This is a genomic window from Paralcaligenes ginsengisoli (genome assembly GCF_054781135.1).
Genome location: NZ_BAAGUZ010000003.1, coordinates 80,833 through 107,376, shown reverse-complemented (window position 1 = coordinate 107,376; position 26,544 = coordinate 80,833). Strand labels below are relative to the sequence as shown.

At 58.6% G+C, this 26,544-nt stretch carries 25 protein-coding genes, 3 pseudogenes and 1 riboswitch; of the genes and pseudogenes, 17 read left to right on the top strand and 11 right to left on the bottom strand.

Features of this window, described 5'->3' with window-relative positions; translation table 11 throughout:
- Positions 1–17: 17 nt before the first annotated feature.
- A complete protein-coding gene (locus tag ACYVIS_RS03060) occupies positions 18–392 on the bottom strand; it encodes a DUF3597 domain-containing protein (RefSeq protein ID WP_232744262.1) in 375 nt (124 codons plus the stop codon).
- A gap of 338 nt (positions 393–730) precedes the next feature.
- On the opposite strand from ACYVIS_RS03060, the gene ACYVIS_RS03055 reads away from it, so the two are divergent.
- From ACYVIS_RS03055 to ACYVIS_RS03030, 6 genes are all read left to right on the top strand, one after another.
- The gene (locus ACYVIS_RS03055) at positions 731–1,069 is read left to right on the top strand and encodes a hypothetical protein (RefSeq protein ID WP_232744263.1); all 339 of its coding nucleotides are present in this window, start codon (positions 731–733) and stop codon (positions 1,067–1,069) included.
- Between the two features lie 64 nt (positions 1,070–1,133).
- Complete coding sequence (locus ACYVIS_RS03050) at positions 1,134–1,670, top strand: DUF6622 family protein (protein ID WP_232744264.1); 537 nt, start codon at positions 1,134–1,136, stop codon at positions 1,668–1,670.
- Between the two features lie 205 nt (positions 1,671–1,875).
- Positions 1,876–2,289 carry an RcnB family protein gene (locus ACYVIS_RS03045; protein ID WP_232744265.1) on the top strand — a complete coding sequence of 138 codons (414 nt, stop codon included), beginning with the start codon at positions 1,876–1,878 and terminating at the stop codon, positions 2,287–2,289.
- Positions 2,290–2,494: 205 nt separating this feature from the next.
- The gene (locus ACYVIS_RS03040) at positions 2,495–4,183 is read left to right on the top strand and encodes an ABC-F family ATP-binding cassette domain-containing protein (protein ID WP_232744266.1); all 1,689 of its coding nucleotides are present in this window, start codon (positions 2,495–2,497) and stop codon (positions 4,181–4,183) included.
- 264 nt (positions 4,184–4,447) lie between these two features.
- Positions 4,448–4,648, top strand: coding sequence for a CsbD family protein (locus tag ACYVIS_RS03035; protein ID WP_232744267.1), 201 nt, complete (start codon positions 4,448–4,450; stop codon positions 4,646–4,648).
- Between the two features lie 19 nt (positions 4,649–4,667).
- Positions 4,668–4,829, top strand: coding sequence for a DUF1328 domain-containing protein (locus ACYVIS_RS03030; protein WP_232744268.1), 162 nt, complete (start codon positions 4,668–4,670; stop codon positions 4,827–4,829).
- Here the strand turns inward: ACYVIS_RS03030 and ACYVIS_RS03025 are convergent.
- Entirely contained in the window at positions 4,803–5,330 is a 528-nt protein-coding gene (locus tag ACYVIS_RS03025; protein ID WP_232744269.1) for a 6,7-dimethyl-8-ribityllumazine synthase, read from the bottom strand. The genes ACYVIS_RS03030 and ACYVIS_RS03025 overlap by 27 nt on opposite strands.
- Before the next feature lie 86 nt (positions 5,331–5,416).
- Positions 5,417–5,564: riboswitch (FMN riboswitch) on the bottom strand.
- Between the two features lie 60 nt (positions 5,565–5,624).
- Between ACYVIS_RS03025 and ACYVIS_RS03020 the strand changes: the two genes are divergently transcribed.
- Complete coding sequence (locus ACYVIS_RS03020; RefSeq protein ID WP_232744270.1) at positions 5,625–6,080, top strand: CopD family protein; 456 nt, start codon at positions 5,625–5,627, stop codon at positions 6,078–6,080.
- Here the strand turns inward: ACYVIS_RS03020 and ACYVIS_RS03015 are convergent.
- Both ACYVIS_RS03015 and ACYVIS_RS03010 read right to left on the bottom strand, forming a co-directional pair.
- Positions 6,077–7,588 (bottom strand): DHA2 family efflux MFS transporter permease subunit, encoded by a 1,512-nt coding sequence (locus ACYVIS_RS03015; protein WP_460873241.1) that lies wholly within the window; start codon positions 7,586–7,588, stop codon positions 6,077–6,079. The genes ACYVIS_RS03020 and ACYVIS_RS03015 overlap by 4 nt on opposite strands.
- Positions 7,589–7,648: 60 nt before the next feature.
- Positions 7,649–8,062: a VOC family protein gene (locus tag ACYVIS_RS03010; RefSeq protein WP_460873240.1), complete on the bottom strand. Its 414-nt coding sequence runs from the start codon at positions 8,060–8,062 to the stop codon at positions 7,649–7,651.
- Positions 8,063–8,538: 476 nt separating this feature from the next.
- Here ACYVIS_RS03010 and ACYVIS_RS03005 point away from each other — a divergent pair, with 476 nt between their 5' ends.
- From ACYVIS_RS03005 to ACYVIS_RS02985, 5 genes are read left to right on the top strand one after another with little or no spacing between them, the layout of a single operon-like run.
- Positions 8,539–9,807, top strand: a complete 1,269-nt coding sequence (locus ACYVIS_RS03005; protein WP_460873239.1) for an acetyl-CoA hydrolase/transferase family protein — start codon at positions 8,539–8,541, stop codon at positions 9,805–9,807.
- 25 nt (positions 9,808–9,832) lie between these two features.
- Positions 9,833–10,612: an enoyl-CoA hydratase/isomerase family protein gene (locus tag ACYVIS_RS03000; RefSeq protein ID WP_460873238.1), complete on the top strand. Its 780-nt coding sequence runs from the start codon at positions 9,833–9,835 to the stop codon at positions 10,610–10,612.
- The gene (locus ACYVIS_RS02995; protein ID WP_460873236.1) at positions 10,612–11,790 is read left to right on the top strand and encodes an acyl-CoA dehydrogenase family protein; all 1,179 of its coding nucleotides are present in this window, start codon (positions 10,612–10,614) and stop codon (positions 11,788–11,790) included. The genes ACYVIS_RS03000 and ACYVIS_RS02995 overlap by 1 nt, the downstream gene beginning before the upstream one ends.
- Before the next feature lies 1 nt (position 11,791).
- Positions 11,792–12,664, top strand: coding sequence for an HpcH/HpaI aldolase/citrate lyase family protein (locus tag ACYVIS_RS02990; protein ID WP_460873235.1), 873 nt, complete (start codon positions 11,792–11,794; stop codon positions 12,662–12,664).
- Between the two features lie 14 nt (positions 12,665–12,678).
- Positions 12,679–13,887 (top strand): CaiB/BaiF CoA transferase family protein, encoded by a 1,209-nt coding sequence (locus tag ACYVIS_RS02985; protein ID WP_460873234.1) that lies wholly within the window; start codon positions 12,679–12,681, stop codon positions 13,885–13,887.
- Positions 13,888–14,052: 165 nt separating this feature from the next.
- Here the strand turns inward: ACYVIS_RS02985 and ACYVIS_RS02980 are convergent, their stop codons facing one another.
- Together ACYVIS_RS02980 and ACYVIS_RS02975 are read right to left on the bottom strand one after the other, a co-directional pair.
- On the bottom strand, positions 14,053–15,042 hold the full coding sequence (locus tag ACYVIS_RS02980) for a Bug family tripartite tricarboxylate transporter substrate binding protein (RefSeq protein WP_460873233.1): 990 nt from the start codon (positions 15,040–15,042) through the stop codon (positions 14,053–14,055).
- Positions 15,043–15,088: 46 nt separating this feature from the next.
- On the bottom strand, positions 15,089–16,555 hold the full coding sequence (locus ACYVIS_RS02975; RefSeq protein WP_460873232.1) for an MmgE/PrpD family protein: 1,467 nt from the start codon (positions 16,553–16,555) through the stop codon (positions 15,089–15,091).
- 365 nt (positions 16,556–16,920) lie between these two features.
- Here ACYVIS_RS02975 and ACYVIS_RS02970 point away from each other — a divergent pair, with 365 nt between their 5' ends.
- The gene (locus ACYVIS_RS02970) at positions 16,921–17,814 is read left to right on the top strand and encodes a LysR family transcriptional regulator (protein WP_460873231.1); all 894 of its coding nucleotides are present in this window, start codon (positions 16,921–16,923) and stop codon (positions 17,812–17,814) included.
- A 10-nt stretch (positions 17,815–17,824) separates the two neighbouring features.
- Here ACYVIS_RS02970 and ACYVIS_RS02965 read toward each other — a convergent pair.
- Both ACYVIS_RS02965 and ACYVIS_RS02960 read right to left on the bottom strand, forming a co-directional pair.
- Positions 17,825–17,923, bottom strand: a pseudogene (locus tag ACYVIS_RS02965) (LysR family transcriptional regulator); the annotation flags it as partial.
- A pseudogene (locus ACYVIS_RS02960) lies at positions 17,919–18,017 on the bottom strand (LysR family transcriptional regulator); the annotation flags it as partial. The pseudogenes ACYVIS_RS02960 and ACYVIS_RS02965, both read right to left, overlap by 5 nt.
- On the opposite strand from ACYVIS_RS02960, the pseudogene ACYVIS_RS02955 reads away from it, so the two are divergent.
- Positions 18,003–18,200, top strand: a pseudogene (locus ACYVIS_RS02955) (aldo/keto reductase); the annotation flags it as partial. The pseudogenes ACYVIS_RS02960 and ACYVIS_RS02955 sit on opposite strands and share 15 nt — an antisense overlap.
- Before the next feature lie 76 nt (positions 18,201–18,276).
- Here ACYVIS_RS02955 and ACYVIS_RS02950 read toward each other — a convergent pair.
- From ACYVIS_RS02950 to polA, 3 genes are all read right to left on the bottom strand, one after another.
- On the bottom strand, positions 18,277–19,266 hold the full coding sequence (locus tag ACYVIS_RS02950) for a threo-3-hydroxy-L-aspartate ammonia-lyase (RefSeq protein ID WP_232744274.1): 990 nt from the start codon (positions 19,264–19,266) through the stop codon (positions 18,277–18,279).
- 80 nt (positions 19,267–19,346) lie between these two features.
- Positions 19,347–20,132, bottom strand: a complete 786-nt coding sequence (locus tag ACYVIS_RS02945; RefSeq protein ID WP_232744275.1) for a dienelactone hydrolase family protein — start codon at positions 20,130–20,132, stop codon at positions 19,347–19,349.
- 48 nt (positions 20,133–20,180) lie between these two features.
- Positions 20,181–22,898, bottom strand: a complete 2,718-nt coding sequence (gene polA / locus ACYVIS_RS02940; RefSeq protein ID WP_460873229.1) for a DNA polymerase I — start codon at positions 22,896–22,898, stop codon at positions 20,181–20,183.
- Here polA and ACYVIS_RS02935 point away from each other — a divergent pair.
- The 3 genes from ACYVIS_RS02935 to tauA all read left to right on the top strand — a co-directional run bounded on the left by ACYVIS_RS02935 (position 22,897) and on the right by tauA (position 26,528).
- The gene (locus ACYVIS_RS02935; protein ID WP_460873228.1) at positions 22,897–23,577 is read left to right on the top strand and encodes an LOG family protein; all 681 of its coding nucleotides are present in this window, start codon (positions 22,897–22,899) and stop codon (positions 23,575–23,577) included. The genes polA and ACYVIS_RS02935 overlap by 2 nt on opposite strands.
- Positions 23,578–23,660: 83 nt before the next feature.
- Complete coding sequence (locus tag ACYVIS_RS02930; RefSeq protein WP_232744278.1) at positions 23,661–25,142, top strand: NAD-dependent succinate-semialdehyde dehydrogenase; 1,482 nt, start codon at positions 23,661–23,663, stop codon at positions 25,140–25,142.
- Between the two features lie 348 nt (positions 25,143–25,490).
- Positions 25,491–26,528, top strand: a complete 1,038-nt coding sequence (gene tauA, locus ACYVIS_RS02925) for a taurine ABC transporter substrate-binding protein (protein ID WP_232744279.1) — start codon at positions 25,491–25,493, stop codon at positions 26,526–26,528.
- Positions 26,529–26,544: the final 16 nt, after the last annotated feature.

Below are 26,544 nucleotides of genomic sequence, written 5' to 3'. Positions count from 1 at the left end.
CCTCACTTAACTGGCGCTTAGCCTTTTAAATCGTCGGGAACTTTGCCGCCGTTCTCGCCGAACTTGCGCATCACTTCTTTGTGAAGCCAGATATTCATGGAGGCCGAATCGTCTGTACTCCCTGTATAGCTCAGTTCGGCCGCAAGTTGTTTGCGGGCGGCAAGGCTGCTATCGAGGCCCAGAAGTTTGAGAAGGTCAACTATCGATGTTTTCCAATTCAGCTTTTCGGAGTTTTTCGATTGCATGTCGCTAAGAATCGCATCCACGTCTACCGCTTCGCTGGCCTGTGTTGCCGAACTATCGGAGGTATCGGCAGGTGTTGCATCCGCAGTGCTGTTAGCCGGATGTCCCGCAGGAAAAATTTTGGCGAGAATGCTACTGAAAATAGACATAGACTGAACCCCTCTGTAGTTGGATAAAGCGGTTTGGCACCGCCAGCCAATTCTAGCAAGCGCCACAGATTCACATTGCCTGTTTGGTTACAGAGTCTTTCTGGACGGCAATGAATTCCGCCATTGTTCAATTCTGCGGTTATCCGCAAATACCGGTTCCGCCCCGGATGACGGCCCCGCCAGTCTTTTCATGGCACCAAACAGACACAAAAACGTAACAAGCTTCTGCACCTGGCCGATTTCTATTTCAATGCGCTGCAAAACCGCCTCAAACGCTTGCATGCGCTCAATCGTACTCGTACGCTGAGCCTGTCTCTGCCATTTACTGGAGCTTCACCATGAACACACAACGCTATCTTGCCAGCTTCGCCGTTTCCGGCCTGCTGGTGCTTGCTTTATCGAGTACGGCGCTGGCTTCCGACCGCAGGACCACCAATACCTTGCTGGGCGTCGGACTGGGCGCGGTGGCCGGCGCCATGCTGTCCGACGGGGACCCCGTGCTGACACTGGGCGGAGCCGCTGCGGGCGGACTGCTGGGCAATGTGCTTACCGAAGGCCGCGGGCATCGCGATCGTGGCCGTTATCGCAGCTACGACCGGCGCGTCGACGAACGCTTTGTCCAGCAGCGGTATGATCGCGGCTATTACAGAAATGACCGGCATTACCGCTATCGTTGACGCTCCTTGTATCCAATTGTATTTCGCTATAAAGTAGCCGAAATACAAAATAGGAGACGCACTCATGGGTGCCATTACAAACATAGTAAGCGGCACCCCAGCCTGGGTGTGGGTTTTGCTGGTTTATTTGATCATCCGGGGAATCAAGGCAACAAAAACGACTGTCATGCAGTTTTGGCGCCTGCTGATCATTCCGCTGGTTTTCACGATATGGGGCCTGGCTGGCCTGCTGACGACACTGCGATTCACCGCGTTTAGCACAGGCACCTGGATAGTGGCGATTATCGTCGGCTGCTACCTGGGTGGTTTGGCGGCGCGCGGCGTGGCCATACGCGCCAACAAATCCCGCGGGCTGATCGAACTGCCCGGCAGCCCATTTACGCTGGTCCTCATCCTGGCGATTTTTGCCGCAAAATATGTGCTTGGGTATCAGTCGGCCATCGACCCGGCCGCTGCGCAATCAAGCCTGTATGTTTTTTTCGACGCAGGCATTTCCGGCCTGGTAGCCGGCCTGTTTATCGGCCGCGTGTGGAATTATTATCAAAAATACCGTGATTCCCAAGACACCGATTTGGCCGCCCTCGCATCCGCCAAGGGTTGAAGTCCAACACTGAATTTCCAGTGCAAAATAACCGGGATATGTTTTGTAACCCTGACCGTCCGACAGCCATTGGTTTGAAACATCTTTGATGCTTAAATGGGTTCCAGGCAGGCAAGTGGAAAGAGCCAATGCGCTGACACCGAAGCAGGATTGTCGACGCATCATCGCCCCTCTCCGATTGCAATGCCGCAACAGGAGCTTATATATGAATAGCAAAATGCTTGGCTCTGCCTTCGTGGCAGTATGTGTGACGATGGGTGGTTCCGCTTTCGCCCAGAATTACGACCATCGCAACGATAAAGGGCACAATATGCCACCCCCGCATGGCGTCCAGGATCGAGGACACGGCCATGACGAGCGCCATGCTCCTCCCCCCCGCAGGGCTCCGGTACGCGGGCACGAGATCCACCATGGTCGCGGAGCCGGGCCCGGGCACAATTTTTACAGGGGTGGACGCCTTCCTTCGGAATACCGCAGCAGGCAATACGTCATCGATGACTGGCGCGGCCACCACTTGAGCCCCCCGCCCCGCGGCTATTATTGGGTCCAGACCGGCAGCGATTTTGTACTGGCAGCCATCGCCACAGGCATCATCACGCAAATCATACTCAGCAACTGAGTCCGGTCACCAGGGTCACACGCGGGGAGTCCCTGGCCCCGGAAGACCAAACCCCAAGCCCTCTTGGCTCTTGGGGTTTTTCTTTGCCCGAAGCTCCAGCCCTGGGCCACCGGATCAAGAGGCAGCCTGGTGCTACAATCCCTGCCCTCTTGCATGGTTTCTTATTGTCCTGCTCGGAACACATTACGAGTAAAGGCACTCCCCAATGATCACTCTTAAGAACGTGACCCTGCGTCGCGGCAGCAAAGTATTGCTCGACGGTGCCTCCGTCACGCTCAACCCCGGCGAAAAAGTGGGCCTGGTCGGCCGCAATGGCGCGGGAAAATCGTCGCTATTTGCCGTTCTCAACGGCACGCTGCACGAAGACGGCGGCGAGTTTTCCGTTCCCGCGCAATGGCGCATGGCGCAAGTGGCGCAGGACATGCCTGAAACCACGCAAAGCGCCACGGATTTTGTGGTTGACGGCGACACGCTTTTGCTTGCCGCGCAAGCCGAAGTAGCCGCGGCGGAAGCCAGCGACGACGGCATGCAGATGGCACACGCCTATACGGCTTTGTACGATGCCGGCATGTACGATGCGCCGGCCCGGGCACAGGCATTGATCCTGGGGCTGGGTTTCAGTGTGGCCGAACTCGATAAGCCCGTGAACAGCTTCTCCGGAGGCTGGCGCATGCGGCTGCAGCTGGCTCGCGCGCTGATGTGCCCATCTGATTTGCTGCTGCTTGATGAGCCGACCAACCACCTGGATCTGGACGCACTGGTATGGCTGGAAGCCTGGCTGAAGAACTATGCCGGCACCATGGTGGTGATCAGCCACGACCGGGAATTTCTCGATGCCGTAACCGGCGTCACATTGCATATCGATCACGGCAAGCTGGTGCGCTACGGTGGCAACTACAGCAAATTCGAAGACATGCGCGCCGAACAAATGGTATTGCAGCAGGCCGCTCAGGTGAAGCAGCAGGAAAAGGTTGCGCATCTGCAAAAATTCATCGATCGCTTCAAGGCAAAAGCCAGCAAGGCCAAGCAGGCACAGAGCCGCGTCAAGGCACTGGAGCGCATGGAGAAGATTGCGCCGATGCTGGCCGATGCCGAGTTCCAGTTTGAGTTCAAAGAACCATTCAACCTGCCCAACCCCATGTTGTCGATGACCGGTGCGAGCTTCGGCTATCCGCCTTCCGGGGCGGCACCGGCGGGCACGCCCTCCACCGTGATCGTGCGCAACATCAACCGGTCGGTATTGGCCGGGCAGCGGATAGGTATCTTGGGGGCCAACGGCCAGGGCAAGTCGACGCTGGTGAAAACCATAGCCGGCGCGCTACGACCCATCGCAGGCGAAATCATTACCGGCAAGGGCTTGAATATCGGCTATTTTTCGCAGCAGGAGCTCGATGTCTTGCGGCCGGGCGACAATCCGCTCGATCATATGCTCCGCCTGGTGCGGGACACGCCGGCCGGCGTACGCCCCAGTGCCATGGACTGCCGCGAACAGGGATTGCGAAACTTTCTGGGCACTTTCAATTTCAGCGGCGATATGGTGAAACAATCTGTCGGCAGCATGAGCGGCGGCGAAAAAGCTCGCCTGGTGTTGTGCATGATCGTCTGGCAGCGTCCCAATCTACTGCTGCTCGATGAGCCAACCAATCACCTGGATCTGGCAACCCGCGAAGCCTTGAGCGTGGCGTTGAACGAATTCGAAGGCTCGGTAATGCTGGTCAGCCACGACCGTGCCCTGCTGCGCTCGGTATGCGACGAATTCTGGCTGGTATCGCGCGGCGGCATGACAGATTTCAACGGCGACCTGGACGATTACCAGATCTATTTGCTGGACGAAGCCCGCCGCCGCCGGGAAACCGCGGCGGACGCGCGGCAAGCGGCTCGCATACTTGCATAGCGGCGTTACAAATCCGTCTTATTGTTAACGGTATGTTGCGAGCAAGCCCAGCAGTTATTCGGCCGACGTCACTGCAAAACGCATGCATGATCGCAAGGTTTTTGTGACTCCCGTATTGTTACATTCGCTGGCATCTGAGCTTGACCTATATCTTTGCCGGACGTTAGGGTAGTCACGTGCCTTGACGCGGCACAACTCAATCAATGACAGGCGAAAAAAGCGATTCCGCTTTCAGCCTCGTCATCGGAAACAGGAGTTGATACCATGAACAAAGATACCCTCGAAGGTCAATGGAAGCAGCTTTCAGGCAAGGCAAAAACGGCATGGGGCGAGCTCACGGATGACGATCTGGCCAAGATCAATGGCAACGCCGAGCGCCTGGCGGGCCTGATACAAGAAAAGTACGGCAGGACTCGCGACGAGGCGCAACGCGAAGTCAAGGATTTTTTTGACCGCAATCGCTAAGCTGAACGGGAGAAACACTATGCTCTACTACGCTGTTGTATTTTTCGTTATCGCCATTATCGCGGCCGTTCTGGGGTTTGGCGGCATCGCCGCAGGGGCTGCCTCCATCGCCCAGATCCTGTTCTATATTTTCATCATCCTGGCCATACTGACGCTATTGCGTGGTGTACTCAGAAGGTAGCGTCCCGCAGGACGCCGGCACGCTCGTGCGATCGAGCTGCCGCAACCTTTCCACCGTTTCAACGCATGCCCGTGCGGCTTCCGCGCCCTTCACAAGAAAATGCTCGCGGAAAAACCCGATATGCTCACCCTGTCCATTGAAATGCTGCGGCGTCAAAACCGCGGATATGACGGGAACCGACAATTCCAGCTGTACTTGCATCAAACCAGAAACGACTGCCTGGGCGACGAACTCGTGCCTGTAGATTCCTCCGTCGACAACCAGCCCGGCCGCAACCACCGCCCTGTACCGGCCATTTTGCGCAAGGCGCTTGGCTTGCAGCGGGATCTCGAAAGCTCCGGCGACTTCGAAAAAATCAATGTCGTACTCTGCCGCGGCGAGCTTGTTTAATTCGTCGATAAAGCCAAGGCGGCACTGATCGACGATCTCCCTATGCCAGCACGATTGAACAAATGCAATTCGGGCAGCACCTGGAGTGAGGTTGACTCGATGGGAATACATTCTTTGAAGCTCCTATTTATACAAAAATAAATAGGGCGCACGGGACCACGAAGGCACATGTCCGGGGAAATGCCACACAACAGGAATCCCGTTCTCTTTCATCCGGACTTTAACCGTCGGCCCCGGAATCTCACCAGGTCTGCTGTCCTTGCCGCTGGAGGCGGCAAGCGCTCGCGGGCTATGCTATAGGCAATTACCGCCGGTGGGGATTTCCACCCCGCCCTGAGAACGTTGCGACAAACCACATCGCATGAAAAAATATATCATGAAATCGACCACTCACGGAGCTTCCCCATGCCTTTAGCTATTACCTTGCATCTTCTGGCCGCCATCATTTGGGTCGGAGGCATGTTTTTCGCCTACATGGCATTGCGCCCCGTTGCCGGCAGCCTCCTTGAGCCGCCTGTCCGGCTGCAGCTCTGGACGCAGGTATTCAGCCGATTTTTCCCCTGGGTCTGGCTGACAGTACTGGTTTTGCTGATCACCGGGCTCTGGATGATTTTCGGCGCATACGGAGGAATGGCCAAGGCCGGCATGCATGTGCACTTGATGATGACGCTTGGCATTGTCATGATGCTGATATTCATGCATATCTACTATGGGCCATTCCGCCGGCTCAAACAGGCCGTCGCTCAAAGCGACTGGCCGCAGGGAGGCCGCAAACTCAATCAGATCCGTATCCTGATTGCAGTGAATCTGGGTCTGGGCTTGTTGGTTGTCTGTATTGCCGGCGCGGGTTCTTATCTTTAAATCCGGGTAGCCGCCGATTCGGTGGCGTGTCCTGAAACGCCCTGCGTTCCCGCATCGGAATCGGTTCTGCCATCGGCCTCCTCTTCGTGATGCACCGATCCATGCAGCCCTGTGCGCAGAAACAAGCCGCCCAGCAGGGCTGCCATAGCAGCAAACGCCGCCCCGACTGCAAAGGCCCTGTGGTAACCGCTGTTGAGTGCCGCGAGCGCATCCACTCCGGAAGCATGCAGCGCGTTTGTGCGCGCCGAAGCCAGGCTGGCGAGGATTGCCAGGCCCAACGCTCCGCCCATCATGAACGAAGTATTGACAACGCCCGAAGCCAGGCCGGATTCACCAGGCGCCACGCCGCTCATCGCGGCAAGCAATACCGGATTGAAGGCCATGCCCGCGCCGAGGCCCAGCAGAATCATTCCCGGCAATACATCGACAACAAAATTGCCGTCTACCGGCGCCCGTGCAAACAGCATCAATCCCATTGCCGCCAGCAACAGCCCCGCAGCCAGTGGAACCCTGATACCGAAGCGCATGACAATGGTGGCCGAAAGACCCACCGAAAACGCCGCCATGATCAGATTGGCGGGCAGAAAGCCCAGACCGACCTGCAGCGGACTATAAGCAAGCACGCGCTGCAGGTAAAGCGCCGAGATGAAAAGCCAGGCGAACATTGCGGCGGCCCACAGAATGCCGACAATATTGGCTGTCGTGACGTTGCGCGACCGGAATAATCCGAGCGGAACCAATGGAGCGCTCACCCGGACCTCAATACCGATGAATACCGCGAAGAGCAAGGCCGCCAAAGCGAACAGGCCAAGCGTCGATACCGAGGTCCACCCCGCCTCGTTGCCATTTACAACAGCATAAACGGCAAGCATCAGTGAGCCCGTTATCGTTGCAGCCCCTGCCATATCCAGACGCCTGGAGTTCGCCTGCCCGCGGTCATCCGGCAGCAACAGGCGGCAAAGCATGTACACCGCAATACCAATCGGAAGATTGACAAGGAAAATCCAGTGCCAGCTGAAAGCCCCTGTCAAAAGGCCGCCCACAAGAACGCCAATGCTGCCTCCCCCGGCGCATACGAATCCATACACACCCATGGCCTTGGCCCGATCGGCCGGCTCGACAAACAAGTTCATGATGAGCGAAAGCGAAACGGCCGAAACCACGGCGCCGCCAAACCCCTGTACCGCCCTCGCGCCGATCAGCAAGACCTGCGAGCTTGCCAGGCCACACGCCAGCGAGGCCAGCGTAAAGCCAATGATTCCGATCAGGAACAACCTGCGCTGGCCAAAAAGATCACCCAGGCGACCGCCGAGCAGCAAAAAGCCGCCGAAGGTGAGCATGTACGCGTTCACAACCCAGACCAGCGAGGTTTCTGAAAAACCCAGGTCGGCCCCGATTGACGGCAGGGCAACGTTCACAATCGTTGTGTCGAGGACGATCATCAAGACCCCGAGACAAAGAACCACCAGCGCCAGCCAGCGCTTGCGGCCGTCAATCGCATCGACCATAACTCCCCCTTTCAGCCAAAGTATTTCGACTGACATAAAGAAATAACAACAAGCCGGACCTCAGGGCTCAACGATAACCATCCACGATACGCCGAACCGATCCGCAACCATGCCGAAGCTCGAAGCAAAGAAGGTCTTGGCCAGCGGCATCTGCACTTGGCCACCCTCGCCCAGTGCGGCAAACGTCCGCGCGGCCGAGGCATCGTCGGGCGCCTTGAACGATAGGGAAAAACCTTGAAAATTGGATTTGCCACTGCAGCGGCCATCGGAGGCCATCACCGTCGATTCGCCAATGCGCAAACTGGCATGCATGACCTTGTTCTCGCTGCCCGGCGGCATCTGGCAGTCGGGTGTGGGCTCCGGGCCATCTTTGTAACGCATGAGCATGTCCGTCTCGGCACCGAGCGTCTTGCGATAGAACTCGATCGCTTCTTCGCAGCGACCTTCGAAAAACAGATAGGGTTGCACTTGCATGATGTCACCTATTCAGAAATGAAGTGAAAGGCATGGCCTTGAAAGAGCTTGCCTGGACGAAGGGTGTGTTACTGATTGTGTACACCGTACACAATACGATAACAGAGGCAATATACAGTGTCCACATAAAAATAAGATGACCGGCGATTCAAGCTGTCAACTCGAACCCGAGCGGGCTCGGCATGCCCTTCACCTTCGCAGCGCCTAACCCTCTTCAGCCCGCATTTCCTCAAACACTTCCTTGGCGGTGATCAACACCTCGTGCACCAGCGGCGCGACAATCCTGCCTGTCCGCCCAACCTGCCGGTTTGTCTTGCAAACGATCCCGAGACTTCTCTGTGGCGAAGTGTTTCTCATGATGCTTGATTGGATCGTTCTGCAAAGTTGTACACCGTGTCCCAAAAAACGCCATGGACCCAGAGTGCACCTGCTTCATACACTGCAAGCACATACATCTAGGTCGAGTGGGTCTCCCCATGCACAAGTTCACGCTTTCCCAGTTGCGGTTTGTTGAGCATTTGAAACCGAAGGACATCATCGGCTGGCCCCAAGGGCCCGGCGAACCGCTCGCATTGACTGAAGTTCTGGTGGCGCAGCGCGCAGAGCTGGAAGCGCCGGTGTTGCTCTTCGGGCTCACGCAATCCGGGACGCTTCGCCCCGAAATTGCCGACCACTTCGGATTTCATGCACTGAATGGCGCAGGTACCAGCCGGCGTGTGACAGCACTGGCGGATATCTTTCCCGGCCATGTCAGTGCGATTCCGGCGCTGCTCCGTTCTGGCCAATTGCGCCTGGACGTTGCGCTGATCCAGGTCAAACCACTGCCGGCCGGCGGTTTCACGCTCGGCGTTATCAGCGATTTCACGCAGGCCATGATCCAACAGGCGCGGCTGGTTGTCGCGCTGCTCAATCCCGCGCTTCCAGCCATGGGCGGCGACGCCATCGTAAACGGCGCGGACATCGATATCCTGGTGGAAAGCGACGAACGCATCATTGACATGCCGGACCCTGAACCCTCTGCGGTCGAGCGGACCGTCGCGCGGCAGGTGGCGGCGCTCATCCCGGATCGTGCGACGGTGCAGCTCGGTGTGGGCACGCTGCCGGCCGCCGTGGCGGAAGCGCTCCGCGATCATCAGCAACTGGGTGTGCACAGCGGCGTAGTCTCCGATGTGCTCGTCGATCTCGTGGAGCGTGGTGTCGTCACCAACGCGCACAAAGGGTGCGATGCCGGTCGAACCGTGACAGGTGGATTGTTTGGCACGCAACGCCTGCGCGACTTTGCCGTGCGTAGTGGGCTGATTGAGTTGCGGAGCGCCGAGTACACCCACAACCTCGCCGTGACCGCCACCCTTTCGCAGTTTCACACAATCAATTCGGCCATCGAGATCGATTTGTCGGGCCAGGTAAATTCGGAAGTCGCCGGCGGCCGCTACCTTGGTGCGGTCGGCGGGCAGGTTGACTTTGTCCGCGCCGGCGTGGCTTCGACAGGAGGACGTTCCATCATTGCCTTTCCGTCGGCTACGCCCGACGGAAAGCACTCGCGCATCGTCGCATCTCTGGGCGGCCGGCCTGTGACAACGGCACGCAGCGACGTGGATGTGATCGTGACTGAATACGGGGCGGCCCACCTTCGCGGACAGTCCTTGCGCGAGCGAGCCCTTCGCCTGATTGCCATCGCGCACCCGGACCATCGCGAATCACTGGCACGTGGGCTCCATGACCAGAGTCACGCCTCCCCCACCTGATTTGCAGGATATTAAAAGGATTCCTATGAGCCAAGACATTATTCTCGACCCTCTCGGCGACGACATATTCGAGATCCGCCTGGAGCGGCCGGAGCGCATGAACGCCCTGGGTGCGCAGACTGTCGTCGCACTGAAACAGGCGATTGACGACGCTGCCGCAAGGCGGGCACGGGTGGTGCTGATACGAGGCAGTGGCCGCGCTTTCTGTGCGGGTGCCGACCTCAAGGAGCGCAAAAGCATGGATCTTGCAGCGCGCATGGCCCACAACGCGGGTATCAACGATGCCGTCAACGCAATCGGCAACGCACGCTTCGTCACCATTGCCGTACTGAATGGCCTCGCGCTGGGCGGCGGCCTGGAGATGGCCCTGGCTTGTGATCTGCGGATCGCCGCCGCGGGGATCAGTATCGGTCTCACAGAAAGCCGCGTCGGCGCATTCCCTGGCGCCGGAGGCACGCAACGGCTGCCCCGTCTCATCGGAACCAGCCGCGCGCTGCACATGATGCTCAGCGGTGAACCGGTCACCAGCGAGTATGCACTCGAGATCGGTCTGGTAAACGAAGTGGTCCAGCCCGACGGGCTTCAAGCCCGTGCGCTCGAATTCGCCAAGCTGCTCGCCGGGCGTTCAGCACCGGCGATGGCCGAACTCAAGCGACTGGTCTACCGCGGTGTCGAGTTGCCTTTGGCCGATGGCCTGCAGCTCGAACGGGCGGCACTGCCGGAAATTCTGGGCTCCGCAGATTATGCAGAGGGCCTCGCGGCGTTCGAAGAGCGCCGTTCACCAAAATTCACAGGAGTCATTTAATGAACACGCAAAAACTACAACTTACCGAAGAACAACGCGCATTGATCGGGACCGTTCGCGATCTGGCCCGGGACAAGAACTGGCGCACCGATTCGATCAAGTACCTCGACGGCACGTATCCATGGGAAAATTTGAACGATCTGGCCAAGATAGGTGTGCTGGGCATGTCGATCCCCGAGGAGTACGGTGGCATGGATCTGCCTGTTTTCGAAACCGCGCTGGTGATCGAAGAAGTTGCCAAGAACTGCTACGCCACGGCCATGGCGCTGATGGGCATGCTGGGTGTGCAAGTGCGTGTCATCAGCAACTTCGCACCGGAGAGCATAAAGCGCGACATCCTGCCCAAGGTGGCTGCGGGCGAGTCCCACCTGGCGGTCTGCATGACCGAGCCGCACGCCGGCACCGACGTACCCAACTACAAGACCAACACCGTCATCAAGGGCGATAAAGCGGTCGTCAACGGCGTCAAGACGCTGATCAGCCGCGCCAAGGAAGCGGAATGGTTTGTAGTATTCACCCGTATCAATGGCACGCCTGGCCGCGAAGGCATCGGCTGCGTGCTGGTAAACCGCAACATGCCCGGCTTCGAAGTGACCGCGCTTTACCACACCATGGGCGGCGAGAACCTGGCCGAAATCCAGTTCAACAACGTCGAGGTACCACTGGAAAACGTGATCCTGCGAGAGGGAGGGTTCAAGAAGCTGCTCTCCGCGTTCAACACCCAACGCTGCCTGAACCCCAGCGTTTCGCTGGGCATGGCCGAGGCCGCTTTCGAAGAGGCCATCAGCTATGTGCGCGAGCGCACGATCCGAGGCAACCCTGTTGCCGACTTTCAAGGCATCCAGTGGAAGCTCGCCGAGATGTACCGCGATATCGAAGCCGGTCGTGCCCTGCTGTACCAGGCGGCCCTGTCAGCCAATCCCTTCCCCGATCCTCAGCAGGCCGCTGTCGCCAAGATGTTCGTCAACGAGATGGCGATCCGCGTCAGCAGCGAGGCGTTGCAAGTGCACGGAGGCTACGGCTTTACCGATGACTATCCAATCTCGCGCATCTACCGTGGCGTGCGCTACGGCACGCTGGGTGGTGGCGCGACCGAAGCGCTCAAGGATCTGGTCGGCAAGAGGCTGGTCAGCGACTTCGATCCAGTGGATGGCTTCCTATCGATGGGCAACTTCTAAAATGCGCTCGCTACTCTTCGTTCCCGCGCATGACGCGCGCAAACTCACCAAGGGACTGGATTGCGGCGCCGATGCGCTGATCATCGACTTGGAGGACGCGGTGCCCGAGGCACACAAGGCGCAGGCGCGCGGCATGTGCGCCGAGTTCATCAGTGAGCACCGCGCACGCCTGCCGCTGATCGTTCGGGTCAATGCACTCGACACAGGGCTGCTTCTGGACGACCTCGCCGCCGTGGTAAAAGTTCAGCCTTACGGGATCATGCTACCGAAATGCAGAAGCGCCCGCGATGTTGCGCTGGTGGACGCCTACCTGTCGGCGCTCGAGGCAAGGGATGGCGTGCCGCAGGGTACGCTGCGCATCCTGCCTATCGTCACCGAAAGCGCAGCAGCGCTATTCGACATGTCCAGCTACGCCGCGGCGGGACCGCGCCTGTGCGGGATGCTGTGGGGCGGTGAGGATCTGGCCGCTGATGTCGGGACGGTTTCGAACCGGGGTGCGGATGGTCGCTACACCGCTCCTTATGCGCTTGCACGCTCGCTCACCCTTCTGGGCGCAACGGCCGCGCAAGTCCCTGCCATAGACGCCGTCTACACAAACTTCCGGGATCCAGAAGGCCTCAAAGCAGAGTCGGCTGAAGCGCTGCGCGACGGGTTTTCCGCCAAGGCCGCGATCCATCCTGACCAAATCGGCCCGATCAATGCCGCCTTCACGCCGTCGCCAGACGATGTGTCGTGGGCCAGGCGCGTGATTGCGGCCTTCAATGAATCTCCCGAAAGGGGCGCCATCGTGCTGGACGACAAAATGCTCGACCGGCCGCATTATCGTTCCGCGCAGCGCGTGCTGGCGCGCGCCGCCACCACTCATCACTCATGAATAACGGAGCCCCTATGTTTACATCTGCGCCAAAGTACCCGCTTTCGGGCATTACCGTTATTGACCTTTCGCACGTCTACAACGGGCCCTACGCCACGTTCCTCATGGCGATGGCGGGCGCGAACGTCATCAAGGTCGAGCCATTCCAGGGCGAGCACCTGCGCAGCCGGGGCGACATGGGGGGCGCCGCGCTGCCCTTCGCGATGCTCAATTCCAACAAGCAGCCGGTCACGCTCAATCTCAAATCCGAGAAGGGCCGCGAACTGCTCAAGGAAATGGTCGGTCGCGCCGACATTCTCGTCGAGAACTTCGCGCCCGGCGTCATGGACCGTCTCGGCATCGGTGCGGCAGTACTGCACCAGGTCAACCCGCGACTGATCTACGGCTCGAGCTCCGGTTACGGCAAGGATGGCCCTTATCGCGACTACCCCGCCATGGATCTGGTCATGCAGGCGATGTGCGGCGTCATCGACTCAACCGGGTTCGCGGACCAGCCACCGGTCAAGTCCGGTGCGGCTCTTTGCGATTTCATGGCCGGCATTCATCTCTATGCGGCGATCATGACTGCGCTCTACGAGCGCGAGCGTACCGGCAAGGGCCGGACGGTGGACGTTTCCATGCAGGACGCGACCTATGCATCGCTTGCTTCCAACCTCGGCATGCTGCACGCGCGCGGCGCCCAGGCCCCCGCGCGCACCGGCAACCGCCATGGCGGCCTGGGCGTCGCTCCCTACAACGTCTACAAGACCACCGACGGCTATGTCGTGCTCAACGCACCAGGTGATCACCACTTCCGTTCGATCCTGGAGGTGATGGGCCGATCCGATCTGAAGGAGGATACGCGTTTTCTCACCCGTACCTCGCGAGTTCAGAATTTCGCGGCGGTAGACGAATTGATCGAGAGCTGGACCACGACCCTTACCAAGAACGAAGTAGCACAGCGCATGCTGGCGGCAAAGGTGCCTTGCGCGCCGGTGCGCCAGTTGTCGGAAGTCATGGTGGACGAAAACATGCATGCACGAGGCAGCTTGCAGTGGGTTGACCATCCCGAGCTTGGACGCGTCGTCCTGCCGAACTCTCCGCTCGTCTTCGAGGGCATCGAGCGACAGCCTATCCAGCCCAGTCTGCCACTGGGAGCCAGCAACTCCGCGGTGTTTGGCGAATGGCTAGGCCATTCGCCGGAGGATCTGGCTGCTTACAAGGCGCAAGGCGTTATCTCTTAAAGCATCGTATGTCATTGCCGCCTTCCGGGCCACGAGACGCGCTCCACTTCATCTGCGTCGCATCGATCTGCACGGTTCACGGTTATTTTGCGCAAACGACGTGCATGTTTTCCTAATGCAAAAATGCCCCTGCTGACCAAATCGAAGGGCGACACAGAACAAGCCTTACTGAAGGTGAATGTCGGCCTCTTTGATCAGGCTCCGCCAGCGCTCGAGCTCGGATCGAACCAGCTCCCCCAAAGCCTGGGGCGTGCCGGGAGTCGCCGTGGCGCCTTCCAGTGCGAGATGTTTTTTCACATCGTCCATTTCGAGGACGGCATTCAGTTCGGTATTCAGCCGTTTCACGATAGCGGTGGGCATCTTTGCCGGACCAAACAATCCAAACCAGGCCTCAAGCTGAAAGCCAGGCAGTCCCGCCTCCGACACAGTAGGTAAATTCGGCAGCAATGGCGAGCGCTTTGCACCTGTTACCGCCAGCCCTCGCATTCTTCCTTCCTGGATTTGCTGGACCGATGACGCGACGGTTGGCAGGAGCATCTGCAATTCACCGCCAAGCAGATCTGTGAAGGCAAGCGAGATTCCCTTGTAGGGAACGTGCGTGAGCTTTATGCCCGCCGCATGAGCGAACAACTCAGTCCCCAAATGATTGATGCCGCCCACACCCGCCGAGCCGTAATTGATGCTACCCGGCTTCGATTTGGCGAGCGCGATAAACTCCGCAAGCGTCTTGACGGGAAGCGTGTTCGACACAACAACCGCGAAGGGGCTGGTGGCGACAGCGCCTATTGGATCAAGGTCTTTCGCCAAATCGTAGCGGAGTTTCTTGCTTACCGAGTTGGTCGTAATCGACGTCGATGCAAATAGAAGCGTATAGCCGTCCGGCGCCGCCTTGGTCACATACTCCGTGCCAATTGTGCCGCCCGCGCCGCCCCGGTTCTCGACAAGAATGGGGTTGCTCATCCGGGCGCCCATTTTGGCTGCAAGCAAACGCGCAATAATGTCGTTACTGCCGCCAGGCGCGAATGGCACCACAATCTTGATGGGTTGTTCGGGCCACTTCCCTTTCCCGCGGGCGAAAGCAGGCAGAAATAGCGACGCCGCGCCTGCCGTGATCAGGCTGCGACGACGCGCATTCGGTTTCTTCAAAACAGTCATGTCTCCATCTCCTTGGAAGATTTGTTTTTTCGCATTATCCGGCGCGTTATTGCGGCGGAGACGAGCAAAATGTCCCGAATAGCACTCTGGCATCATCAAGCGACTCGAGCTGATTCACCATACGGCGCAAATCGATGTGCGCGCCTTCTTGCAGGGGCCTGGCCGATATATTGAAACAGTCTATGGCTTTGGCTTCGAAGTCGGCATCCGACATCCGGCGTTGCGGATGCCCCAGCGGAACATCAACACGCCGGCTTAGTATGCTGCCGTCTTCCAGTTCAACCTCAATGGCTACCGGGGAAACATTGCGGCCGTATGCTTTCTCGATTTCCTCGTCGACATACGGCTCCACCTTTTGCGCGAGGGAAATGATGTCCTGGCGCGATTGCAAGCCTTCGGCGAAGTGCTTCAGGCCAACGTGACCGTCGACGAACGCAGCAGCCACGGTGTAGGGAATACTGAATTGCGCCTGAACAATCGTCCGTGGCGAACGGCGTATCTCGATTGGCGTACAAACCGCCTGATAGGCTTGCCGGTTCAAGCCGACACGGATCCGTCGGATCTCCGGGAGGCGATCCTGTATGGTTTTTCTGAGATCAAGCGCAGCTTCGATGCCGTTATGATTGAAACGGCAACACGGATAGGGCTTGTAGCTCAACTCTGTGAACTCAAAGCGCTCACCAATACCATCGCGCAGCACGTCAGCATCGTATTGATTTCGAAGATAAACCCGGAAAAAACCATCGACGCCCTCAAACGTGGCTTGCGCACCTCGTATCCCCCGCTGCGCAAGCTGCACCGAGAGGATGGCGGACATGGCTGCGAATCCGGGTTGCATGCGCTTGGTGAGTGCGGCATCGCGTGTCACCTGGTGGTTTCCCGCAACCTGTGAATACGCGATTCCAAGCGCGTTCACGACACCGGGGCGATCCAGCTTGAGGATACGCGCGGCCGCAATCGTGGCGGCGAAATGGCCAAACAGCGGGGTGTACATGAAGCCGCTTTCGATAATGCCCACCCGGGTTGCAATACCCAATCGACTGATGGTCTCCAGCCCAGCCGCCACTCCCGCGATCAGCTCGGCGCCGCTGGCGCCACCGCGCAACTGAACAGCGGCCAGCGCCGCAGGGACGACCGAAACCCCGGCATGAAGTACCGCGGCATCGTGCGTGTCATCGTAATCGCGGGCATGGGCCATAGTGCCGTTCACCCAGGCCGCATGATGAGCGGGAACCTTGTCGCCAAAGACAAATATCGAAGCCTGCGGTGCACCGCCCCATTCGAGCGCGAGCTCGCGCAAGTCTCCGACGGCGGGCGCACTGGAACCTGCCACGGCACATGTCAGCGTATCGAAAATATTTTCTTTTGCGGCAGCGATCACTTGCGCCGGCAGTCTATCCAGCGACGGGCCACATACGAAATCGGCCAGCACAGAGGAAAAATCGTCTTCCGGCGCCCGGGCCTCGATGGGCCTGGAAGCGTTTGACAACAAAGCGGGATTAGTGGATTTCATGTCTCGATTATTGGGCTCACCGGCCGCTAAGTTATTGATCACCATGTGACGAACCATTCTAGGAATGATGTGCCAGACAGGTCCATGCTTTTTTTATAGATACCGCATCCCATTATTACGAACGATCAAAAGTGCGCTTTTTTAATATTCGAAAGCATATCGGCTTCAGATGACACTCCGATCGCAGTTCGACGTAGTGTAGAATTGGCTTGACAGGGGGGTCCATGGGTATTTTCAGGATGCCGCATCCTTGTTTTCCGAACCCGGGCAACGCCCTGCAAATCGCGAAGCCAGGTCCAGCGAAACACAGAATTCCGGCCGAATCCTGAAACCAGCTCCCATCCAATGCCAGGAGAAACTACCCCGTGCTAATCGACTTGGTTCAGCTTCGAACGTTTGTCGGCGTGGCGGAAGAGCAGCACCTTACGCGTGCGGCCGAGCGCCTCCATGTCAGTCAATCTGCCGCCAGCGCCCATGTGCGCGCCATCGAAGAAAGCCTGGACACGCAGCTCTTTGTACGAACCAATCGCAGTCTTAAATTGACGCGCGCCGGCGAAGTGCTGTTGGAAAGGGCCAGGATTCTGCTGAACGAAGCAAGCGTTTTCACTTCATTCGCCCGCGAGCTCCGGGGAAAGATGGAAGGCAACCTGGCGATTGGAACAAGCAGCGATCCCTCCAGCAGGGTCGCGGAAATTGTCGCCTCCCTGCATAGCACGCACCCTCTGATCAATATCGACGTTCATGTCCGCCCTTCGACCGGCGCACGTCACGACCTGAAATCCGGTGAACTCGACGTCGGCGTGCTATTGGGGCCGTCAATCGACACCAGCCTGATTCACTACGAACTCACCCAAGTCCGATTCAGAATTGTCGGTCCCATTGCCTGGAAGGCACAGATCGAGGTGGCCGGCTGGAAAGAATTGGCCGACATGCCGTGGATAACGCCCATGGACAGCAGCAGGGCCTATTCGGCGATGCTGGCCCAGCTATTCGAAACACGGGGCCTGGTGCCCAGGTCGGTCGTGCGCTTTGACAACGCAACCTTGGCCAGTGCCATGCTGCAGGCCGGACTCGGTCTGATGCTGATGCGCGAGGAGCACGCGCTAAAAGGCGAGCGCGATGGGTACCTGGCCATCTCGCCCCTCGTCCAGACTGAGCTTCCCCTTTTCATTGCCCATCTGGCAAGCCGCAAGAACGACCCTCTGATCATGGCTTTTGTTCAGGCAGCCCAAACCGTCTGGCCCACTATGCGTCAATAAATACAATGTATCAACGCTGGTGGCGCAATGCGTCCACCACCAGGGTGAAGGCCGGCGAGGATTGGCGCCGGCTTGGGTAATAAAGATGGTAACCGGGAAAGGCAGGGCAGCGGGCGACGCGAAAAATAGTCCGGCGATCCGACGACAGCCATTCTCATATCCGGCCCTATGCGCACAGCGATCATGTCTTTCGCAACACCGTCCCGCGCTTCTCGGCACAGGCTCGCAAAGCGAACCAGGAACTGATCACTCTGCTCGGCGAGATCGCCAGCAAAAAGCAGGGTACGCCGGCCCAGATCGCCCTTGCATGGCTGTTGGCGCAAAAACCCTGGATCGTCCCCATCCCCGGCACCACCAAGCTGCATCGCCTGAAAAGCAGACCCGGCGGGCGGCTCCCGCGAACTCATGCGGGCGAGGAGAACGATCGAGCCAGATAGCCACCGTGATCTTGCGCGGGGCTATCTACCCCTTCGCGGCAGCCGGGGGCGCCAGCAATTCGCTGAAACGTTCGAGGTCGACATTGCCGCCGCTGATGACGATGCCGATGCGCTGGCCTTTTAGTTGTTCCTTCATGCGGCGAGCCGCGGCGAACCCCAGGCAGCCGGTGGGTTCGGCCAGCATTTTCATGCGCGACGCAAAAAATCGCATGCTCTCGATCAGGTCCGCGTCGCTTGCCGTCACGATATCGTGCACATCGCGGCGGATGATCGGGAAAGTATAGGCTCCCAGATGCTGGGTCTGGGCGCCGTCGGCAATCGTACGCGGTGTATCGATATGCACAATGGACCCGCTCCGGAAGGACTGCTGCCCATCGTTGCCGGCTTCCGGTTCAACGCCATAAAGCCTGCATTGGGGCGACAAGGCTTGCATCGATAGTGCAGAACCGGAAAGCAGGCCGCCCCCGCCCAAAGGCACGAACAGACCATCCAGTTCACCGATTTCCTCGAATAGTTCTTTGGCCGCCGTACCCTGCCCAGCGATCACATCGGGATGATCGTAGGGCGGGATCAGGGTCAGGCCCTTTTCCTCGGCCAGCTTGTTGCCTATGGCCTCGCGGTCTTCCTTGTAGCGGTCATAGACCACAACTTGGCCGCCATAGCCTTTGGTGGCCGCCACCTTTGCGGCAGGAGCATCGTGAGGCATAAGAATTGTGGCCGCTATACCCAGTATGCGCGCGGCCAGCGCAATAGCCTGGGCATGGTTGCCTGAAGAGAAAGCCACGACCCCCGCCTTGCGCTGTTCATCATTGAAGCGCGACAGCGCGTTGAAGGCGCCGCGAAACTTGAAAGCGCCCATGCGCTGGAAATTTTCGCATTTGAAAAAGAGCTGGGCGCCGAACTCGGCATTCACCGTGCTCGATGTCAGGACGGGCGTGCGGTGGGCGTGATTTTCAAGGCGCCGGGCGGCCGCAACAACGTCGTCATAGAGAGGGAGTTTCATTGGAGTTTCCATTCGGGGCAATAAAACCGGGCGAACGCGCATTGAAAATCACGCCCACCGCGGCACCGCTTGGCGCACGCGATGCATGCGGCTCACAGATAGCGGCGAAACCAGTCCAGCGCCTTTTGCCAGGCGTCGTCGGCGTCGGCTTTGCGATAGCTGGGACGATAATCGGAGTAGAAGGCATGGCCCGATTCGGGATACACCACAAAGCGGGAAGCCTTCGACGCCACGCCACCGTGGGCCAGCACCGCTTCAACCTGATGTACGGTGTCGAGCGGAATGCTGGCGTCCAGGCCACCGTACAATCCCAACACCGGCGCATGCACGGCAGCGGCTATATCGACAGGATTGCGAACCTGCAATGGCCCGTGGCCGCTAACCAGACGCCCATACCAAGCCACGGCGGCCTTGCAGACCGGATTATGCGCAGCGTACAGCCATGCCTGCCGGCCGCCCCAGCAGAATCCTGTTACGCCCAGGCGCTTTGCATCGGCCCCTTGCGCGGCTGCCCACTGTGCGCTGGCATCGAGGTCGGCCATTACCTGTTCGTCGGGCACCTTGGCGACAATATCGCGCACCAGGCCAGGTATATCGCTATAGGCGCCGGCGTCGCCCTGGCGCTGATACAGCTCGACCGCAATCGCAAAATAGCCCTCGTGCGCAAAGCGGCGGCATACATCCTGAATATGTTCGTGCAGGCCGAAGATTTCCTGTATGACCAATATCACCGGCCGTTGAGCCTGATTGGCCGGCGCGGCAAAATAGGCTTTGATCGTGCCGTCGAATGTGGGCATATCGATCAGGCCATGCTTCAAGCCCTCGACCGAGGTATGCAAAGTGGTGTCGGCCGCACCGGTAATTGGGGAAAACGACATTTCAGCTCCTGGTGAAAATCAATAAATATCATAGACGGTATCACCCCGTCAGTGCGCCTGTTCCCAGTTCGGGCCAACACCCACTTCGGCCACCAGCGGCACACTCAATTGCGCTACATTGCACATCAGGCCGGGCAAATGCTGCGCCACAATTTCGACTTCGTGGTCGGGCACATCGAAAACCAGTTCATCGTGAACCTGCATGACCATCAATGTTTTGAGCTGCTCGGCATCGAGCCAGTTTTGGACAGCCACCATCGCCTTCTTGATGAGGTCGGCCGCGGTACCCTGCATGGGCGCGTTGATAGCCGCGCGCTGGGCTGCCGCCTGCCGCGGCCCGCTGGCGCCGCGGAGCTCGGGGAACCACAGGCGCCGGCCGAAAACCGTTTCGACATAGCCCTGCTCCTTGGCCTTCAGGCGCGTTTGGGCCATGTAAGCGGCGACGCCCGGGTAACGCGCGAAATACCGGTCGATATACGCTTTGGCGGCATCGCGTGTAATACCCAGATTCGATGCCAGGCCGAATTCACCCATGCCATAGATAAGGCCAAAATTGATGGCCTTGGCGGCACGGCGCTGCTCGGACGACACCTCGCCAAGCGCCACGCCGAACACCTCGGACGCCGTGGCTCGGTGGATGTCTTCACTCTGTGCAAAAGCGCGCTGCAGGTTTTCGTCACCCGAGACATGAGCCATGACTCGCAATTCGATTTGCGAATAATCGGCGGAGATAATCTGGCCCGCGGTGGCAATGAAAGCCGTACGCACCCGCCGGCCCTCAGGCGTGCGAACGGGGATATTCTGCAAATTGGGGTCCGACGACGCAAGCCGCCCCGTCACGACGGCCGCCTGCGCATAGCGTGTATGCACGCGCTGCGTATCGGGATTGATCATTTTGGGCAATTTGTCGGTATAGGTGGATTTAAGCTTGGCCAGGCCCCGATACTCGAGCAATACCTGAGGCAAAGGGTAATCCTGCGCCAGGCGCGTGAGCACATCTTCGTCCGTCGACGGCGCGCCGCCCGCCGTTTTGCGGACCACAGGCAAACGCATACGCTCGAACAGAATTTCGCCCAATTGCTTGGGGGAATTCAAATTGAAAGGCTGCTGCGCCAACTCGTAGGCTTTCTGCTCAAGCTGTATCAGTTGCTGGCCGATTTCATGGCTTTGCATTGCCAGGGCATGAGCGTCGATGCGCACGCCATTGCGTTCTATCGTGGTCAGCACGGCAGAGGCTTGGACTTCGAGCAGGTATGTAGCCTCGAGGCCAGGTTCGCGGGCAACCTGGGGGCGCAGGACATTATGGAGTTGCAGTGTAAAGTCGGCATCCTCGCTGGCGTAATACGAGGCCTTGGCGAGTTCGACCTCGTCGAAGCCGATCTGTTTCGCGCCCTTGCCGCATAGGTCTTCGTAGGCAACACCGGTGCGTCCCAGCCATTGCCCGGCCAGATCCTGCAATCCCACGCGACGGTGCGATTCGAGCACATAGGCCTGCAACATGGTGTCTTCACGTATGCCCGCAAGCTTTACGCCCTCGTTCGTGAACACGTGCGCATCGTACTTGGCATTATGCAAAAGCTTTGCCGCACCCGGATTCTCAAGCCAGGGGCGCAAGCGCTCAAGCACTTCCTGCCGGGGAAGCTGAGTGACTCGATCCGGACCGCGATGACCCACAGGAATGTAGCAGGCCTCGCCTGGCACGACCGACAGGGAAATCCCCACCAGACGGGCCTGCATGGGATCGAGCGAGGTGGTTTCAGTATCGATCGCAACAAGCCTGGCCGACTCGATCTTGCTCAGCCACGCGTCGAATGCCGGCCAATCCAGCACCGTGTCGTACTGGACAGTATCGGGGGCTTGCGGCAAATCGGGCGCCACCCGGCTGTCGTTGGCCGGAACCCGATCGGGCTCGCCGCTCAATTCGCGCAACCAACTGCGGAAACCGTAATGATCGTAGAGTTTGATCAGGGCGTCATGATCGATAGGCTTGGGCGCCAATTCGTGCAGATCGTCGGAAACCTCTGGAATCTTGCAATCGAGTTTCAGGGTCAGCAAGTTGCGCGTCATCTCGAAATTGGGGATGGCCGCCCGCAAGTTGTTGCCCGCCACTCCTTTGATGGCCTCGGCATTGGCAACCAGGCCATCGATGGACTTGTATTCAGCCAGCCACTTGGCGGCGGTCTTGGGTCCGACCTTTTCGACTCCGGGCACGTTATCGACGCTATCGCCGATCAGCATGAGGTAATCCACGATCTGCCCTGGAGCCACTCCGAATTTTTTGATTACGCCGGCCATATCCTGCCGATCGCCGCTCATGGTGTTGACCAGTTCCACATGCTCGTTGACGAGTTGCGCCAGGTCTTTATCGCCGGTGGAAATGATCGTATGCATACCTGCCCGGGTGGCTTGCTCGGCCAGGGTGCCGATGATATCGTCGGCTTCGACGCCAGGCACTGCCAGCACCGGCCAGCCCAGCGCCGCCACGGCCGCATGGATGGGCGGTATTTGCGCGGCCAGATCTTCAGGCATGGACGGCCGCTGCGCTTTGTACTGAGGATAAATATCGTCACGAAACGTACCGCCTTTTGCATCAAAGACACAAGCAGCGTAATCTGCCTTGTAATCCTGTAACAGTCTTCGTAACATGGATATGACACCATAGAGGGCGCCCGTCGGTTCTCCTTTGGCGTTTCGCAGATCGGGCATGGCATGATATGCCCGGTACAGATAGCTGGATCCATCAACAAGCAACAAGGTTTTTTTCATGACAATAAGTAAAACGGTCCGTACGCCCGTAGATCAGCAGATACCCCGAATTATGTCAGAGATGAAGGCCGCTGCCGACCAGTTGAAAGAAATTGGCTGGGGTGTCAGCGTTTTTGGCAGTGCCCGTCTCAAATCCGACTCCCCCTACTATGCCCTGGCCCAGGAGGTTGGAACACGCATTGCCAAAGCCGGCCTGACGGTCATCGCCGGCGGCGGCCCTGGCATTATGGAGGCCGTCAACAAGGGGGCTTACGAGGCTGGCGGCAAAAGCGTAGGCCTGAATATACGGCTGCCGCACGAAACCACCAATAATCCTTACCAGACCCATAGCCTGCATTTCGACTATTTCACGTCGCGCAAAGCCACTTTTTTCATGCACAGCGCCGCCTACATCGTGCTGCCGGGTGGATTCGGCACCCTCGACGAACTATTCGAAGTCATTACGCTGGTCCAGACCGGCAAGCTGCCGCCCGCCCCCATTATATTGATGGGAAGCCCTTATTGGGCCGGCCTGATCCAATGGATCCGGGATCAATTGCTGAGCAATAAACTGATCAGTCCGCACGACCCCGACTTGCTCACGGTTTCCGACAATATCGACGAGGTCATGAGCCTGATCGAAACATTTCGTGCCGATTACGCGGAACAATTCGATTGCGTCCCGGCATTGCCCGAATAGCCTGCGCGAACACACCCCACTGCGCGGGCATACAATAATTACCGATACCTTCTCCTTTCAACGGCCATTTGCCACTCACTACCATGACTACCCTACAACTTCCGATTCACCTGAACGATTCCACCCTTTATCGCACCCAGTCGTACATTGACGGCCAGTGGGTACGATCCAGCGACGGCAGCACTTTTGCCGTCGACAACCCGTCCAACGGCGCCATCATTGCCCAGGTCTGCAATCTGGGCGAAGCCGAAGCCCATAGCGCCATCAATGCCGCCAACAAGGCGCAAAAAGCCTGGCGCGCGCGCACCGGCAAAGATCGCGCCAAGCTGTTGCGCCGCTGGTTCGATCTGATCCTCGCGAATGCCGAAGATCTGGCACAGATCATGACACTCGAACAGGGCAAACCGATTTCGGAGTCTCGCGGTGAAATTGTCTATGGCGCTTCATTCGTTGAATGGTTCGCCGAGCAGGCCAAGCGTGTTACAGGCGACATCCTGGGTTCGCCCAATGCCAATCGCATGCTGGTCATGCGTGAACCCATCGGCGTTTGCGCCGCGATCACGCCATGGAACTTCCCCAACGCCATGATCACCCGCAAGGTGGCGCCGGCCCTGGCCGCCGGTTGCACCGTGGTTCTCAAACCCGCCGAACAAACACCGCTGTCGGCATTGGCACTGGCCGAACTGGCCGAACGGGCGGGCATTCCAGCCGGCGTGCTCAATATCATTGCCGCCGACAGCGACCGGTCAATCGCCATTGGCAAAGTGCTGTGCGCCAGCCCCATCGTCAAGAAAGTGACCTTTACAGGCTCGACGGCCGTGGGTCGCATCCTGATGCAGCAAAGCGCCCCCACCATCAAGAAGCTCTCGCTTGAGCTGGGCGGCCTGGCACCGTTCATTGTGTTCGACGACGCCGACCTGGATGCCGCGGTCGATGGCGCTGTAGCCTCCAAATACCGCAATGCCGGCCAAACCTGCGTATGCACCAATCGCTTCTACGTACATGAAGCGGTATACGATCAATTCGTGAAAAAACTGGCCGCCAAAGTGGCCAGCAGCCTGAAAGTCGGCGACGGCTTTGCCGATACCGTCACACAAGGCCCCCTGATCGACGATGCCGCGGTGGCCAAAGTGCAGGAACATGTAAAAGACGCCATAGGCAAAGGCGCACAGGTCGTGACCGGCGGAAAGACCCATGCACTGGGCGGACGCTTTTTCGAGCCGACCATCCTGTCCAACGTCAACGAAGAAATGCTTTGCATGCGCGAAGAAACCTTCGGCCCGCTCGCCCCGGTAGTCAAATTCACCGATGAAGCACATGTCGTTGAACTGGCCAACAACACCGAATACGGGCTGGCAGCGTATTTCTACAGCCGCGACATCGGCCGCATATTCCGCATTGCCGAAGCGCTGGAATATGGCATGGTGGGCGTCAACACCGGCCTGATTTCCAACGAAGTCGCTCCTTTCGGCGGCGTCAAGCAGTCCGGGCTAGGCCGTGAAGGCTCCATCTACGGCATGGACGACTTCATGGAACTCAAATATGTATGCCTGGGCGGCATTTAGCACGTCCAACCTGCCATGGCGAGCCCCTAAACCACAAAACAGGGCTCGCAAAGCCATAATCCATATCCGTCTGCGGATCGGGTTATGGCAGGCGGCCTGGCCCCACACCGACGCGCCTCAGCGTTTACCCTAGGGGTGCAGTGACCAGGCCCGCGCCAGGCATCCCGTTTCCCTGCTGGAATGCGCTGTCAAAGGATTTGTCAGAATCCTCACCTGAAACTGGCTCTATCTAATAAAATCAACTGGACCTAGGCGCTTGCCTGGACTGTAGGCACTATTTATCCACGCAGCGACATTAATACATGTAGCACTAGCATAAGTGCACGACAAACAGGATGGAGACTAAGCATGGAAACCTTATTTCGCCGTGCCCGCAAATTGGCCCTGCTCGGGCTGACATCCGGAGCACTTGCGCTCAGCGCTACAGTTGCACAGGCAGAAACCACCGTTGTAGTGGGTTATCAGCAAATTGTGGGGCCCTTTGTCAGCGCCATCGCCAACGGCAGCTTCGACAAGGCGGCCAAAGAAGCGGGATACAAAATCGACTGGCGGCAATTCAGCTCGGCGGGCGACATTTCCAGCGCGCTGGCTTCCGGCGATGTACCGGTTGGCGTACTCGGTTCAACCGGTATAACCGCGGCTACTACTCGCGGCGTCGATATCCAGCTTTTCTGGATCCTGGACAATATCGGCAAATCCGAGGCTCTGGTGGCCCGCAATGGGTCGGGCATCACCAAACCCGAAGACCTGATCGGCAAGAAAGTGGCCGTGCCCTTTGTGTCGACCTCGCACTTTCACCTTCTTGTCGGCCTGACCAAGCTCTGGAAAATGGATCCGAGCAAGGTCAATATCCTGAATATGCAGCCGCCGCAAATCGTGGCGGCATGGCAGCGGGGCGACATCGACGCAGCCTATGTATGGCCGCCCGCACTTACCGAAATCGAAAAAACCGGCAAAGTCATTACCGACTCGGCAGAGATCGGTGCGAAGAGCGTTCCCACCTTCGACGGTCTCGTGGTTGGCAAAGACTGGGGAGCAAAGAACCCCAAGTTCATGGCGGCGTTTACCAAGGTGCTGGCACAATCGTACAGTGATTACAACGCCAATAGCGCAAAAATGACCAGCGGCGACGCAGGCATCAAAGGCATTATCAAAATGATCGGCGGCAAGCCGGACGACATCCTCTCGGCGCTCAAATTGCTGATTTTCCCCTCGGCACAGGAGCAAGCTTCCAAAACCTGGCTGGGCGGCGGCAAAGACGGCGGTGCGGTACGTGCCCTGACCGCCAGCGCCGATTTCCTGAAATCCCAACGCCAGATCGACAAGGTGCTTGGCGACTACACACCTTTCGTCAACAGCAGCTACGCCGAAGCGGCCAGCAAGTAGCAGTAATGCTGGCCCG